The 14,370-nt window shown below is 64.3% G+C and carries 14 protein-coding genes; all 14 read left to right on the top strand.

Translation table 11 applies throughout. The annotated features are described in order from the left end of the window. The first annotated feature begins 57 nt into the window (after nt 1-57). On the top strand, nt 58-453 hold the full coding sequence (locus tag RA24_RS10120; protein WP_039191302.1) for a hypothetical protein: 396 nt from the start codon (nt 58-60) through the stop codon (nt 451-453). Nucleotides 454-678: 225 nt separating this feature from the next. Continuing rightward, nucleotides 679-1,047, top strand: coding sequence for a 30S ribosomal protein S13 (gene rpsM / locus RA24_RS10125; RefSeq protein WP_019298012.1), 369 nt, complete (start codon nt 679-681; stop codon nt 1,045-1,047). A gap of 14 nt (nt 1,048-1,061) precedes the next feature. Further along, nucleotides 1,062-1,451 (top strand): 30S ribosomal protein S11, encoded by a 390-nt coding sequence (gene rpsK, locus RA24_RS10130; protein WP_019298013.1) that lies wholly within the window; start codon nt 1,062-1,064, stop codon nt 1,449-1,451. A gap of 113 nt (nt 1,452-1,564) precedes the next feature. Further along, nucleotides 1,565-2,581 carry a DNA-directed RNA polymerase subunit alpha gene (locus RA24_RS10135; protein ID WP_019298014.1) on the top strand — a complete coding sequence of 339 codons (1,017 nt, stop codon included), beginning with the start codon at nt 1,565-1,567 and terminating at the stop codon, nt 2,579-2,581. A 136-nt stretch (nt 2,582-2,717) separates the two neighbouring features. Continuing rightward, nucleotides 2,718-3,146 (top strand): 50S ribosomal protein L17, encoded by a 429-nt coding sequence (rplQ, locus tag RA24_RS10140; protein WP_019298015.1) that lies wholly within the window; start codon nt 2,718-2,720, stop codon nt 3,144-3,146. 171 nt (nt 3,147-3,317) lie between these two features. After that, the gene (locus tag RA24_RS10145) at nt 3,318-5,738 is read left to right on the top strand and encodes a CHASE3 domain-containing protein (RefSeq protein WP_039191305.1); all 2,421 of its coding nucleotides are present in this window, start codon (nt 3,318-3,320) and stop codon (nt 5,736-5,738) included. Between the two features lie 297 nt (nt 5,739-6,035). Beyond that, the gene (locus tag RA24_RS10150) at nt 6,036-7,112 is read left to right on the top strand and encodes a 3-deoxy-7-phosphoheptulonate synthase (RefSeq protein ID WP_039191306.1); all 1,077 of its coding nucleotides are present in this window, start codon (nt 6,036-6,038) and stop codon (nt 7,110-7,112) included. A 233-nt stretch (nt 7,113-7,345) separates the two neighbouring features. Then, entirely contained in the window at nt 7,346-8,752 is a 1,407-nt protein-coding gene (locus RA24_RS10155) for a trypsin-like peptidase domain-containing protein (RefSeq protein ID WP_039191309.1), read from the top strand. Beyond that, the gene (locus tag RA24_RS10160) at nt 8,752-10,074 is read left to right on the top strand and encodes a replication-associated recombination protein A (RefSeq protein ID WP_039151054.1); all 1,323 of its coding nucleotides are present in this window, start codon (nt 8,752-8,754) and stop codon (nt 10,072-10,074) included. The genes RA24_RS10155 and RA24_RS10160 overlap by 1 nt, the downstream gene beginning before the upstream one ends. A 198-nt stretch (nt 10,075-10,272) precedes the next feature. After that, nucleotides 10,273-10,653: a fluoride efflux transporter CrcB gene (crcB, locus tag RA24_RS10165; protein ID WP_039191312.1), complete on the top strand. Its 381-nt coding sequence runs from the start codon at nt 10,273-10,275 to the stop codon at nt 10,651-10,653. After that, nucleotides 10,650-11,696: an RluA family pseudouridine synthase gene (locus RA24_RS10170; RefSeq protein WP_039191314.1), complete on the top strand. Its 1,047-nt coding sequence runs from the start codon at nt 10,650-10,652 to the stop codon at nt 11,694-11,696. Before crcB ends, RA24_RS10170 begins: the two co-directional genes overlap by 4 nt. Next, nucleotides 11,693-12,361, top strand: a complete 669-nt coding sequence (locus RA24_RS10175) for an HAD family hydrolase (protein WP_039191316.1) — start codon at nt 11,693-11,695, stop codon at nt 12,359-12,361. Before RA24_RS10170 ends, RA24_RS10175 begins: the two co-directional genes overlap by 4 nt. Nucleotides 12,362-12,364: 3 nt before the next feature. Then, nucleotides 12,365-13,069: an ATP12 family chaperone protein gene (locus tag RA24_RS10180; RefSeq protein WP_039191319.1), complete on the top strand. Its 705-nt coding sequence runs from the start codon at nt 12,365-12,367 to the stop codon at nt 13,067-13,069. Nucleotides 13,070-13,300: 231 nt separating this feature from the next. After that, the gene (locus RA24_RS10185) at nt 13,301-14,317 is read left to right on the top strand and encodes an amino acid ABC transporter substrate-binding protein (RefSeq protein WP_029205012.1); all 1,017 of its coding nucleotides are present in this window, start codon (nt 13,301-13,303) and stop codon (nt 14,315-14,317) included. The last annotated feature ends 53 nt before the right edge of the window (nt 14,318-14,370 follow it).

Raw genomic sequence — 14,370 nt, forward strand, 5'->3', positions numbered from 1 at the left:
GGATCGAAGTGCCCCGTGCTGCAAAGCTGCGGGGCATTTTCATTTCCGGAGGCCCCGATGCCCGCACCCCGCCTGCAACTGCCCGCCACACTTGCCGCGATCATTGCCCTGTCCGGCCCGCTTCAGGCCGATCAGCTTTACCTGGATGACGCGGCTGCCTGCGACCGGGTGCTGATCAGCGAGCACGGCATTACGGATTATGCCAATGAGGGCGGGCTGATCCTGCATCAGACCGGCTTCAGCTCGATGGAGTATTTCTGCAATTTCCAGCCTGCGCTCAGCCTGGAACGGGGCAGCTACCGGGTGAGCGATCACACGGGCCGCTGCGAACTGCCGGGGCCGCAGTATTTCCCGCAGCTGTTCACGATAGTTCTGGACCCGGAGGAGCCGGGCACCGTATCCATCTGGATGGGCGAGGCGGAACCCTTGCGCTTCTTCGCCTGCAGCAGCTGACGGGGCAGGGCACCCAGGCCCCGGGTTTTCGCAGATCACGGGTTGACCCTTGCGGTATTTCCACATAGGCAACCCCATCCCTTCTGGGAATGATTCCCGGCGGATGGATTCGTCTGTCTGCCTTACCACCTCGAAATGCTGGACCCTCTGGCCACACTGCCACGGTCAAGTGTTGTGAAAAAAGGTTCCGGCGTTACGGAACCGCAACGAAAAGGAAAGTGACACGTGGCACGTATTGCCGGCGTTAACATCCCGACTGCAAAGCGGGTTCCCATCGCCCTCACCTACATCACTGGTATCGGCAACACCTCGGCGAAAGCCATCTGTGAGGCTGTTGGCATCGACGCAACCCGTCGTGTGAACGAACTGTCCGACGCTGAAGTTCTGGCTGTGCGCGAGCACATCGACGCCAACTACACCGTCGAAGGCGACCTGCGCCGTGAAGTGACCATGAACATCAAACGCCTGATGGACCTGGGCTGCTACCGTGGCCTGCGCCACCGCCGCAACCTGCCGGTCCGCGGTCAGCGTACCCACACCAACGCCCGTACCCGCAAGGGCCCGGCCAAGCCGATCGCCGGCAAGAAGAAGTAAGGGGGGCTTGATCAATGGCACGCGATAAAACCCGCATTAAGCGTAAAGAGCGCAAGAACATCGCCTCCGGCGTTGCTCACGTGAACTCTTCGTTCAACAACACCAAAATCCTGATCTCCGACGTGCAGGGCAACGCGATCTCCTGGTCGTCCGCCGGCACCATGGGCTTCAAAGGCTCCCGGAAATCCACTCCTTACGCGGCTCAGATGGCTGCTGAGGACGCGGGCAAGAAAGCCCAGGAACACGGTGTGAAGACCCTGGAAGTCGAAGTTCAGGGCCCCGGCTCTGGCCGTGAATCGGCTCTGCGCGCACTGGCCGCTGTCGGCTTCAACATCACCTCGATCCGTGATGTGACCCCGATCGCGCACAACGGCTGCCGCCCGCCGAAGCGCCGCCGCGTCTAATTCGAATTTTTTGCTGGGGCCCCGCTTGATTCGCAGGGCCCCAGTGCGTCATTTAAACCTCGGGCGTCCTTGGCCTTCCGGACATGGGGCAGGGACAGGAATGGAGGGAACGCATGATCCATAAGAACTGGGCAGAGCTGATCAAGCCGGCACAGCTGGAAGTGAAGCCGGGCAACGATCCTGCACGCCAGGCAACTGTCGTCGCAGAGCCGCTGGAACGCGGTTTCGGCCTGACCCTGGGCAACGCGCTGCGCCGCGTCCTGATGAGCTCGCTGCAAGGCGCGGCCATCACCAGCGTGCAGATCGACAACGTCCTGCACGAGTTTTCGTCCGTGGCCGGTGTCCGTGAAGACGTCACCGACATCATCCTGAACCTCAAGGGCGTGTCCCTGCGCATGGAAGTCGAAGGCCCCAAGCGCCTGTCGATCAATGCCAAGGGTCCGGCAGTTGTCACCGCAGGCGACATTGCTGAAACCGCAGGCATCGAGGTTCTGAACCGCGACCACGTGATCTGCCACCTGGACGACGGCGCCGACCTGTTCATGGAACTGACCGTGAACACCGGCAAAGGCTATGTCTCGGCAGACAAGAACAAGCCGGAAGACGCTCCGATCGGCCTGATCCCGATCGACGCGATCTACTCGCCGGTCAAGAAGGTCTCCTATGACGTTCAGCCGACCCGTGAGGGCCAGGTGCTGGACTATGACAAGCTGACCATGAAGGTGGAAACCGACGGCTCCATCTCCCCTGACGATGCCGTGGCTTATGCCGCCCGCATCCTGCAGGACCAGCTGTCGATCTTCGTCAACTTCGACGAGCCGGAATCGGCTGGCCGCCAGGACGAGGACGATGGTCTGGAGTTCAACCCGCTTCTCTTGAAGAAAGTGGACGAGCTGGAACTGTCTGTCCGTTCGGCAAACTGCCTGAAGAACGACAACATCGTCTACATCGGCGACCTGATCCAGAAGACCGAAGCCGAGATGCTGCGCACCCCGAACTTCGGCCGCAAGTCGCTGAACGAGATCAAAGAAGTGCTGTCGGGCATGGGCCTGCACCTTGGCATGGACGTCGAGGATTGGCCGCCGGACAACATCGAAGATCTGGCCAAGAAGTTCGAAGACAGCTTCTAAAGGTTTCGAGGAGGGCTCCGGCCCTCCTCTTCAATGCCCGGGACTGCCGGGGACAACATGGGCACCCGCCCCAAGGTGAGCAGCAGACACGCATCCGCTGCCTGACAAAGCAAAACGCAAGATAAGGAATTGAAAAATGCGTCACGCACGTGGTTACCGCCGCCTGAACCGTACTCATGAGCACCGCAAGGCCCTGTTCTCCAACATGGCCGGCTCGCTGATCGAGCACGAGCAGATCAAGACCACCCTGCCCAAAGCAAAAGAACTGCGCCCGATCATTGAAAAACTGATCACTCTGGCGAAACGCGGCGACCTGCACGCCCGCCGTCAGGCAGCTTCCAAGCTGAAAGAGGACAAGGACGTCGCGAAACTGTTCGAGGTTCTGGGCCCGCGCTACAAGGACCGTCAGGGCGGCTATGTCCGTGTTCTGAAGGCCGGCTTCCGTTACGGCGACATGGCTCCGATGGCCATCATCGAGTTCGTCGACCGCGACGTTTCCGCCAAAGGTGCTGCCGACAAGGCCCGCCTGGAAGCAGAAGAAGCAGCTGCTGAAGCAGACGAATAAGACGCGCTGAACCTTCCGGGTTCACTGTCTGGCCCCCGCTCCATCCGGAGCGGGGGTTTTTCTTTACGCCACGGCACTTCCCGGGCGTTTAAGATTCACTTTTCAGGTGAAAGGGAATCGTAATTTTCTTCTGGCTTAACTCTGCCATCCGAAATTTCCGGGACAGATGTGATGGCAAACAAGAAGACATCCGCGGCCAGGCGGTTTTCACTGGCAAATCTCAGTACCAAGGTGAAAATCGTATCCGTTGCGCTGCTGCCGCTTCTTTTGGTGCTTGGGGTGGGGGTGCTTGCCGTCTTCAACCTGGGCCGGATGGACCAATCGGCCAAGGCCGTGGATCACACCCAGGAAATCCTGACCGGCTCGCAGACCCTGGCTGAGGCTGCCTCGCAGATGGAGGCAGGCCTGCGCGGCTACCTGCTGGCGGGCCGGGAGGAATATCTGGTCCCCTTTGAGGACGGTAAGGCGCAGGTCGCTGAAACCCTCGCCAGCCTGCGCACTCTGGCAGCAGGCGACGCAGAGATTCTTGCTACTCTGGACGAGGCGGAGCAGACACTGGCGGGCTGGCAGGAAAACGTGGCCGCCGGCGCCATCGCGCTGCGCCAGGAAATCGGCGACGCCATGACCATGAACGACATGGCCGCCGAGGTGAAGAAATCCAAGGGCCGGGTCTATTTCGAGCAGTTCCGCACCGAGATGACCAATGTCATCGAGGAGGAGGAAGTCGAGCTCAACAACCGCCGCAACACCTTCATGTCGCTAGTGAACGCGGGCATCGCCGATCCGGATTACCTGAACACCTCGCTTGAGGCGGTGGAGCAGACTCACAAGATCATCAGCCGGGCCAAGGACCTTCTGGCCGCCGCTGTAGACATGGAAACCGGTATGCGCGGCTTTCTTCTAGCGGGCGACCGGGAGTTTCTGGAACCCTATATGGAAGGAAACGGCCGCTTCAACGAGGTTCTGGCCGATCTCCGGCTGGCGCTGGCAGACAACCTGATGCAGGCAAACCGCCTGAACAAGGTGGCGGGGATCATTGACGAATGGCGCAATGAAGTTGTCGTGCCGATGCTGCAGCTTCGCCGGGTGATCGGCAGCGCCGCCACCATGGACGACATGGCCGACATGGTGGCCGAGGGCCGCGGCAAGGAGTATTTTGACAGCTTCCGCGCGACTATGGAGACGCTGCAGGCCGCTGGCACCGCGGCCATGGCGGAACGCCGTGCCGCCAATGAGGAACTGGGCGCCCAGACCCGCACCATGATCCCCGCAGCCATCGGCGGCGCGATCCTGATCGGCGGCATCCTGGCACTTGTGATCGCCTCAGGCATCGCGTCGGGCATCCGCCGCATCGTCGTGTCGATGCGCGGCCTGGCAGAGGGCAACAACGCGGTTGAGATCCAGGGCCAGACCCGCGGCGATGAGGTCGGCGACATGGCCCGCGCGCTGGAGAAATTCCGCGATGAGCTGGTGCGGATGCAAGAGGCGGAAGCGCAAAAGGCTGAGAGCAAGGACGCCGAACTGGCGGGTGTTGTGCGCGAGCTGAGCGAACGTCTGTCGCGACTGGCGCATGGCGATCTCACCATCCGCATTGCCGAGGAATTCCCCGAGGAATACGAACAGCTGCGCGCCGATTTCAACGGTTCGGTCGACAATCTGAATGCAACTGTGCAGCAGGTGATCGAGGCCTCCACCAGCATCCGCAGCGGAGCGGCCGAGATCAGCCAGGCCTCTGACGACCTGTCGCACCGGACCGAAAGCCAGGCGGCAACGCTGGAGGAAACCGCCGCGGCAATTGATGAGCTGACAGCATCGGTGAAATCGGCAGCCGAGGGCGCCCGCAACGTGGAAAACACCGTGCGCGAAGCCCGCCAGGAAGCCGAAACCAGCGGCGAGGTGGTGCAGGAGGCGGTTGCCGCCATGGGCGGGATCGAGGACAGCTCCAAGAAGATCAGCCAGATCATCGGCGTAATCGACGACATTTCCTTCCAGACCAACCTGCTGGCGCTGAACGCCGGGGTGGAGGCCGCCCGCGCAGGCGAAGCAGGCCGCGGCTTTGCGGTGGTTGCGTCCGAGGTGCGGGCGCTGGCGCAGCGATCCTCTGACGCGGCGATGGAAATCAAAACGCTGATCTCCGACAGCTCCCGCCAGGTGGATCAGGGCGTTGATCTGGTCGGCCGGGCCGGGCAGGCGCTGCAGTCCATCGTGGGCCGCGTCAGCCATATCTCGCAGCTGGTCTCCGAAATCGCCGAAGGCGCCGAGGAACAGTCGACCGGCCTGCATGAGATCAACACCGGCGTCACCCAGCTGGATCAGGTGACCCAGCAGAACGCCGCCATGGTGGAGGAGGCAACTGCCGCAGGCCACATGCTGAACAGCGACGCAATGAAGCTCGCCGATCTGGTGACGCGCTTCCAGGTGGACGGCAGCAGCGCTGCGCTTGCGGCGCCGGAAGCGCCCGCGGCGCAGCCCTCCGCCCATGGCGATGATGATTGGGGCGATGAGGATTGGTCGGCCGAGCCCAGCCCGGCGCCGGTTGCCGCCGCCGCCAGCGATGGCAACGCCGCCCGCGATCTGTGGCAGGACTTCTGACCGCTGCCGCCAGGAAAATGCCAAGGGCCCTCCCGCGCAGGGAGGGGCTTTTGCTGCGCCGCTGGCGCATTTCCGGGGTGACAGCCCCGCGAATCTCCGCTAGCGTCCGGCCCATGACCCGTAGCTATGCCGCATTCTGGTATTTCTTTTATCCGCGCCACATGGCGGACGGAGGGGTCAGCGCGTTCTGAAGACAGACAGGAAACGCACCAGGATACCACCAACCGCCCGCAGCCCGCAGGCGGTTTTTTTGTATCCGCCGCAACGCCAAGGGCCTCCCGCCAAGGAAGCTGAAACATGACACCCCAAACAGAAAACCTCCGCATTACCGGCATGCAGGAACTGATCTCTCCCGAAGACCTCGCGTCGCAACTGCCCTCGACGGCTGAGGCCACCGATACCGTGCTGGCCAGCCGCACCGCCATTCAGGACGTGCTGCACGGCCGCGACGGCCGCGTGGTGGCCGTGGTCGGCCCTTGTTCGATTCACGACCCCAAGGCGGCGATGGAGTACGCCGAACGGCTGGCCCCGCTGCGCGCGCGGCTGGCGGGTGAGCTGGAGATCGTCATGCGGGTCTACTTCGAAAAACCCCGCACCATCTCCGGCTGGAAGGGGCTGATCAACGACCCCGGCCTCGACAACTCCTTCCGCATCAATGAGGGGCTGGGGCTGGCGCGCCGCCTGTGCCTCGACATCAACGCGCTTGGCCTGCCGGTCGGGACAGAGTTCCTCGATACCGCGGTGCCGCAGTACATCTCCGACCTGGTGGCCTGGGCCGCCATTGGCGCCCGCACCACCGAAAGCCAGATCCACCGCGAGATGGCCTCCGGCCTCAGCTGCCCGGTCGGCTTCAAGAACGGCACCCGCGGCAATGTGCAGATCGCGGTGGATGCGGTGCGCTCGGCCGCCCATCCGCATCATTTCATGGCGCTGGCCAAATCGGGCCGGGCGGCGATTGCAGCGACCAGCGGCAACCCGGACTGCCACCTGATCCTGCGCGGCGGCGGCGGCACCAACTATGACGCGGCCTCGGTCGATGCGGCCTGCAAGCTGGCGGAAAAGGACGGCATCCGCGGCCATGTGATGATCGACGCCAGCCACGCCAACAGCGGCAAGGATCCCATGAAACAGCCCGCGGTGCTGCGCGATGTGGCGGCGCAGATCGCAGGCGGCGACACCCGCATCACCGGCGTGATGGTGGAAAGCCATCTGGTGGCGGGCCGCCAGGATCTGGGCAAGGGGGCGCTGACCTACGGCCAGTCCATCACCGACGGCTGCCTGGGCTGGGAGGACACCGTGGCCGCGCTGGAGCATCTGGCCGCGGCGGTTGCCAAGCGCCGCGCAGCCGCGCAGGCGGATCTGGCAGAAGCCTGAGGCCCGCCAAGGGGTGCGCGCCTTCGGGCGCGTGCCTTCGGCACTGAGTATTTGGGCAAAGAAGAAGAGCCTGCTTTGGATTGCCGCCGCTTCTTCTTTGCGAAAAGTACTCCGGGGTGAATTGGCCGCAGGGCCAAGAGGGGCAGCGCCCCTCCGCTCCGGCTTCCGCTGATGTCTTGCAATCCGGGCGCGCGCTCCGCATATCCTTCACGCAGCAACAAACGGGAGCCCCCATGATCCGCCCAGCCCTGACCGCCCTTGCCCTGTGTCTTGCCCTGCCTGCGCTGGCCTTGCCCGCGGCGGCTGAAACCAAGGTGCCGCAGTCCCAGGCGGAGATCGCATTGGGGTTTGCGCCGCTGGTTCAGGAAGCCTCGCCTGCGGTGGTCAACATCTATGCCAAGGTGGTGCGCCAGGTGCAGCAGCGCCGCCGCTCGCCGTTCATGAATGATCCGTTCTTCGATGATTTCTTCCGCGGCTTTGCCGAACCGCAGCCGCGGGTGGAGAACTCACTGGGCTCCGGCGTGATCCTGTCGGCGGACGGCATTGTGGTGTCCAACTACCACGTCGTAGGCAGCGCCACTGAAATCCGCGTGGTGACCAATGACCGGCGCGAATACAATGCGCGGGTGATCCTGGGCGACAAGGCCAGCGACCTGGCGATCCTGCAGCTGGAAGAGGCCGCGGACCTGCCGCATCTGGACCTGCGCGACAGCGACGGGGTGCAGGTGGGCGAGCTGGCGCTGGCGATCGGCAACCCGTTCGGGGTGGGGCAGACCGTCAGCAGCGGCATTATCTCAGGGCTCGCGCGCACCGGCATGGGGGCGGGCGACGGCTTTGGCTACTACATCCAGACCGACGCGCCGATCAATCCGGGCAACTCCGGCGGCGCGCTGATCGACGTCAACGGCGACCTCATTGGCATCAACACCCGCATCCTGTCCCGCTCCGGCGGCTCCAACGGCATCGGCTTTGCCATTCCCGCCAATCTGGTCAAACAGTTCGTGGAACAGGCGAAAACCGGCGCCGAGGAATTTCAGCGCCCCTGGGCCGGCATGGCCGGGCAGCCGGTGGATGCGGACCTCGCCGCCTCGATGGGCATGGTAGTGCCGGAGGGCATGGTGGTTTCCGACCTGCACCGGGAAAGTCCGTTTGCCAAGGAAGGCTTCAAGGTGGGAGATGTGATCACCCATGTGGATGGCGAGGTGGTCAATTCGCCCTCCGAGATGGTGTTCCGCATGTCGGTCTCCGGCCTGGGCGGCACCGCGGACATCACCCGCCTGCGCGGGGCAGAGCGCGAGGTGGTCGCGGTGCCGATGATCACTGCGCCGGACCAGCCGCCCGCCAATCCGGTGCAGCTGGATGAGCGGACCGCGCTGCCTGGCCTGACCGTGGCGCAGATCAATCCGCAGGTCATCGCCCGCCTCGGCCTGCCGCTGTCGGCGGAGGGCGTGGTGGTCACCGATCCCGGCCCCTATGCGGGCCGCGGCGGGGTGCAGCCGGGCGATGCGCTCTTGGCGGTGAACGGCCAGGCGGTCACCGGCACCGAGGACGTCTATGCCATCCTCGCCAACAGCGGCCGCTGGATTCAGCTGGACCTGAACCGCCGCGGCCAGCGCGTCACCCTGCGGTTCCGTACCTGATGGCGGACCTGTTCGGCACCCCGGCGCCATCGGACGGCGAGGCACAGCAGGCCAGCAAGAACCGGCCGCTGGCAGACCGGCTGCGGCCGCAGTCGCTGGCGGATGTGATCGGCCAGGAACAGGTGCTGGGGCCGGAGGCGCCCTTGGGCGTGATGCTGGCCTCGGGCTCGCTCTCTTCGCTGATCTTTTGGGGGCCGCCGGGGGTGGGCAAGACCACAATCGCGCGGCTGCTGGCGCAGGAGACCGACCTGCATTTCGTGCAGATCTCGGCGATCTTCACCGGCGTGCCGGAGCTGCGCAAGGTGTTCGAAGCCGCCAAGATCCGCCGCCAGAACGGGCAGGGGACGCTGCTGTTCGTGGATGAGATCCACCGCTTCAACAAGGCCCAGCAGGACGGCTTCCTGCCGCATATGGAGGATGGAACCATCCTCCTGGTGGGGGCGACCACGGAAAACCCCTCGTTCGAGCTGAACGCCGCTGTGCTGAGCCGTTCGCAGGTGCTGGTGCTGGAACGGCTGTCGCTTGCCGATCTCGAACGCCTGACCCAGCGCGCCGAGAAGGAGCTCGGCCGGGCCCTGCCGCTGAGCGGGGATGCCCGCGACGCGCTGCATGAGATGGCGGATGGCGACGGGCGGGCGCTTCTGAACCTCATTGAACAAGTTGCCGCCTGGAAGGTGGAGGCGCCGCTGGGGCGGGAGGCGCTGTCGGCGCGGCTGATGCGCCGGGCGGCCAAGTTCGACAAGTCCGGCGACGAGCATTACAACCTCATTTCCGCCCTGCACAAGTCGATCCGCGGCTCCGACCCGGATGCGGCGCTTTACTGGCTGGCGCGGATGCTGGAGGGCGGCGAGGATCCGCGGTTCCTGGCCCGGCGGCTGACGATGATGTCGACTGAGGACATCGGCATGGCCGACCCGCAGGCCAATACCGTCTGCCTCAATGCCTGGCAGACCTATGAGCGGCTTGGCAGCCCGGAGGGCGAACTGGCGCTGGCAAATGCCGCGGTCTATCTGGCGCTGGCGCCGAAATCCAACGCGGTCTATGTGGGCATCAAGGCCGCCCGCCGGCTGGCCAAGCAGACCGGCAGCGCGCCGCCGCCCAAGCATATCCTGAACGCGCCGACCAAGCTGATGTCGGAGCAGGGATACGGCGACGGATATGCCTATGACCACGATGCAGAGGACGGGTTTTCCGGCCAGAACTACTTCCCCGACGGGGTGAAGCGGCCGGTGCTTTATCAGCCGGTGGAGCGCGGGTTTGAGCGCGAGCTGAAGCGGCGCACGGATTATTTCGCGAACCTCAGGCTGAAGCGAAACAAGTAAAGCGGCTTTGCCGGCAAAGCCGCGGCCTCCGGCGGGGGGTGAGTGATGTCCCGGAAACCGTCTGGGGGACGGTTTCAATCACGAACGGGCGGAGCCCTGGGAAAGATGAAAAGGCGGGCGCGTGCCTGAGGCAGCCCTGCGCGCTGTGCAATACGGGCAAAACTTGACATCCCTGCCTGTGCCGGCGACAGGACGGGGATGATTTCTTCGGTTTCCATGGTGGCCCTTGGCGGCGCAATCGGGGCGGTGTGCCGCTATCTGGCCGGGCTGGGCATCATCCGGCTGCTGGGGCATCACGATTTCCCGGTGGCGATCCTGACGGTGAATATCCTCGGATCCTTCCTGATGGGGATGTTCGTGGTGGCGGCGGCGCTGCGGGATCTGACCTGGCTCAGCCCGCTGGTGATGACCGGGCTGCTGGGCGGGTTCACCACCTTCTCGGCGTTCTCGCTGGAGACCGCCAACCTGATCGAGCGTGGCGCCTTCGGGCAGGCGGCGCTGTATGTAGCTTTGTCCGTGGGCTTGTCGGTCGGCGGATTGTTTCTGGGCCTGATGGCCGCAAGAGGAGTGTTCGCATGAGCGGCGTTCAGATGATTACCGTCAGCGAAGACGACGGCGGCCAGCGCATCGACCGCTGGCTGCGGCGGCTGTTTCCGCATGTGAACCAGGGCCGCATCGAGAAGATGTGCCGCAAGGGCGAGCTGCGGCTGGACGGCGCCCGGGTGAAGGCCAATACCCGCGTCGAGGCCGGGCAGGTGGTGCGGGTGCCGCCGCTGGCGGACAGCGACCTGAAACCGGCCGCGCCGCGCGAGATGAAAATCTCGGACGCTGATGCCAAGATGATCCAGGCTTGCGTGATCTACCGCGACGAGGATGTGATCGTGCTGAACAAGCCCGCCGGGCTGGCGGTTCAGGGCGGCTCCGGCACCACCAAACATGTGGATGGTCTGGCCGAGGCGCTGAAGTTCGGGCTGGAGGACAAGCCCAAGCTGGTGCACCGGATCGACAAGGACACCTCCGGCGTGCTGGTGCTGGCGCGCAACCGCAAGGCGGCGCAGGGGCTGACCGCCGCGTTCCGCCACAAGAACACCCGCAAGATTTACTGGGCGCTGGTGGCCGGGGTGCCGACGCCGTACCTGGGCGAGATCAAGAATGGCTTGGTCAAGGCGCCGGGGCATGGCAAATCCGGCGAGGGCGAGAAGATGATCAACGTGCATCCGCACGACATCGACGACACGCCCGGCGCCAAGCGGGCGCACACGCTTTATGCCACGCTCTACCGCGTTGCCAGCCGCGCCGCCTGGGTGGCGATGGAGCCGATCACCGGCCGTACCCACCAGCTGCGGGCGCATATGTCCGGCATGGGCCATCCCATCGCAGGCGACGGCAAATACGGCGGTTCGGGCCAGGAGAACCTGGGTGACGGCTGGGGCGCCTCGATTGGCGGGGTGATCTCCAAGAAGCTGCACCTGCACGCGCGCCGGATGGTGTTTGAGCACCCGGTCACGCACAAGCAGGTCTCGGTGGTAGCACCGCTGCCGGATCACATGAAGGAAAGCTGGGACACCTTCGGCTGGAGTGAGGACCTGGCGGCGGACGACCCGTTTGAGGATCTGAAGTGAGCGCGGACCTGCGGCTGATCCTGTTTGACGTTGACGGCACTCTGGTGGACAGCCAGGGCGCGATCACCGGCGCCATGGCGGAGGCGTTTCAAGGGGTTGGCCTGGACGTTCCGCCGCGCGAGAGGATCCTGTCCATCGTCGGCCTGTCGCTGCCCCTGGCCATGGCGGAGCTGGCGCCGGAGCAGGACGCGGCAACGCTGGAGGCGCTGGTGGAGGGCTACAAATCCTCCTACATGCTGGCACGCGAGGCGGCGGGGGCCGCGCATTCGCCGCTTTACCCCGGCACGCGGGAGATGCTGGCACAGCTCAATGAGGTGCCGGAATACCTGCTGGGGGTCGCCACCGGAAAATCCCAGCGCGGCGTGGATGCGCTGATTGCGGCGCATGGGCTGAATTGCTTTGTGACCCGGCAGGTGGCTGATCATCACCCGTCGAAACCGCATCCGTCGATGGTGCTGACCGCGATGGCGGAGACCGGGGTGGCACGCGAAAACACCGTGATGATCGGCGACACGCGGTATGACATCGAAATGGGGCGCGCAGCGGGGGTCACCACCATCGCCGTGCCCTGGGGCTATCATCCGGCAGAAACCTTGGGCGCCGATTACCTGATCCGCGATTTCGCGGAGCTGCGCCCGCTGCTGGCAGAAATCTGGAAGGGCTAGGATATGAGCGGCTGGGCACAGAAACGGTTCTGGAAAGCGGTCACCGTGGCGGAAGCTGCGGAGGGTTTCGAGGTGGAGCTGGACGGGCGCCGGGTCAAGACTCCGGCCAAGGCGCCGCTGACGGTGCCGACGCGGGAAATGGCCGAGGCGATTGCCGCGGAATGGGACGCCCAGACCGAATCAGTTAACCCCAATTCCATGCCTTGCACCCGCTCGGCCAACGCTGCAATTGACAAGGTGACACATCAGCACAGCGAAGTTGCGGCGATGCTGGCCGAATACGGCGACAGTGATCTCTTGTGCTACCGGGCGGACTCTCCGGTTGAACTGGCGGCCCGCCAGGCCGCGGAATGGGACCCGGTGCTGGACTGGGCCGAGGCGGAACTGGGGGTGCGTCTGCTGCCCCGGACCGGGGTTCTGCACCAGCCGCAGGAACCCGCAGCCCTGGCGGTTCTGGCGGAGAAAACCCGCGCCATGTCGTCCTTCCAGCTGGCTGCATTTCACGATCTGGTAGGCATTTCAGGCTCTTTGATCCTTGGCTTTGCAGCCGCTTCGGGCTGGCGCAGCGCCGAGGAGATCTGGCTGCTGTCGCGCCTGGACGAGCGCTGGCAGGAAGAGCAGTGGGGCGAGGACGAGGAAGCCCAGGCTGCAGCCGAAGTGAAACGGCAGGAATTCCTGCACGCCAAGCGATTCTTCGATTTTTCCTGACCGGATAAGAAATTACTTATCCACAGCCGAACCGGAAACAAAATTCCGCGCGGACGCCGTTCGTGCGGAATTCGTACATCGAAATTCCTGATACCGCCCTTGACGTTTGCTGATGAATGCGCCCAAACTCAGCCACGAATTAGGGGCAAACCCTTCTTCAGTCTCATATCCGGCGGGGGATCGCCGGAAAATAAGAACCGCCGAATGGCGGGCTATCAGGAAGAGGTAAATATGAAAAAATCCGTTATTTTGGGCGCAATGACCTTTGCCGGTCTTGCGGCTGGCGCAGCATCTGCCGGCACGCTGGACGACGTGAAGGCCCGCGGCAAGCTGAACTGCGGCGTCACCACCGGCCTGGTCGGCTTTGCGGCCCCGAATGCAAACGGTGAATGGGAAGGCTTTGACGTTGCCGTGTGCCGTGCTGTGGCTGCAGCCGTGCTGGGCGACTCGAGCGCTGTCGAATTCGTGCCGACCACCGGCAAGACCCGCTTTACCGCGCTGGCGTCTGGCGAAATCGACATGCTGGCCCGCAACACCACCTGGACCTTCAGCCGCGACGTTGACCTGAAGTTCGAATTCGTGGGCGTCAACTACTATGACGGCCAGGGCTTCATGGTCCCGAAAGAGCTGGGCGTGTCCTCCGCCAAGGAACTGGACGGCGCCACCGTGTGTATCCAGACCGGCACCACCACCGAGCTGAACCTGGCGGACTTCTTCCGCTCCAACAACATCAGCTACGAGCCGGTTCCGATCGAAACCAACGCCGAAGCGCAGCAGCAGTACCTGGCAGGCGCCTGTGACGTCTACACCACCGACGCCTCCGGCCTGGCCGCAACCCGCGCCACCTTCGACGATCCGGCCGGCCACGTGATCCTGCCGGAAATCATCTCCAAGGAGCCGCTGGGCCCGCTGGTCCGCCATGGCGACCATGAGTGGGGCGATGTGGTCCGCTGGAGCCTGATGGCGCTGATCGCGGCAGAAGAGCTGGGCGTGACCTCGGCCAACCTGAGCGAAATGGCAGCTGGCACCGAGAACCCGGAAATCAACCGCCTGCTGGGCACCGAAGGCACCCTGGGCGAGATGCTCGGCCTGTCGGCTGACTGGGGCAAGAACGCGATTGCCGCTCAGGGCAACTACGGCGAGATCTTTGCCAAGAACATCGGCGAAGACACTCCGGTTGGCCTGGCCCGCGGCCTGAACGCACAGTGGACCGAAGGCGGCCTGCTGTACGCTCCGCCGTTCCGCTAAACACACCACCGGGAGGGGCGCAGGATTTTCCTGCGCCCTTTTCCTATCATGAA

Source organism: Leisingera sp. ANG-M6 (assembly GCF_000813905.1).
GTDB lineage: Bacteria > Pseudomonadota > Alphaproteobacteria > Rhodobacterales > Rhodobacteraceae > Leisingera.

Coding starts and splice junctions, on each gene's coding strand:
- crcB (WP_039191312.1), top strand. CDS start 10,273: ATGATTTCTTCGGTTTCCATGGTGGCCCTTGGCGGCGCAATCGGGGCG.
- RA24_RS10145 (WP_039191305.1), top strand. CDS start 3,318: ATGGCAAACAAGAAGACATCCGCGGCCAGGCGGTTTTCACTGGCAAAT.
- RA24_RS10120 (WP_039191302.1), top strand. CDS start 58: ATGCCCGCACCCCGCCTGCAACTGCCCGCCACACTTGCCGCGATCATT.
- rplQ (WP_019298015.1), top strand. CDS start 2,718: ATGCGTCACGCACGTGGTTACCGCCGCCTGAACCGTACTCATGAGCAC.
- RA24_RS10185 (WP_029205012.1), top strand. CDS start 13,301: ATGAAAAAATCCGTTATTTTGGGCGCAATGACCTTTGCCGGTCTTGCG.
- RA24_RS10150 (WP_039191306.1), top strand. CDS start 6,036: ATGACACCCCAAACAGAAAACCTCCGCATTACCGGCATGCAGGAACTG.
- RA24_RS10135 (WP_019298014.1), top strand. CDS start 1,565: ATGATCCATAAGAACTGGGCAGAGCTGATCAAGCCGGCACAGCTGGAA.
- RA24_RS10155 (WP_039191309.1), top strand. CDS start 7,346: ATGATCCGCCCAGCCCTGACCGCCCTTGCCCTGTGTCTTGCCCTGCCT.
- RA24_RS10180 (WP_039191319.1), top strand. CDS start 12,365: ATGAGCGGCTGGGCACAGAAACGGTTCTGGAAAGCGGTCACCGTGGCG.
- rpsK (WP_019298013.1), top strand. CDS start 1,062: ATGGCACGCGATAAAACCCGCATTAAGCGTAAAGAGCGCAAGAACATC.
- RA24_RS10170 (WP_039191314.1), top strand. CDS start 10,650: ATGAGCGGCGTTCAGATGATTACCGTCAGCGAAGACGACGGCGGCCAG.
- RA24_RS10160 (WP_039151054.1), top strand. CDS start 8,752: ATGGCGGACCTGTTCGGCACCCCGGCGCCATCGGACGGCGAGGCACAG.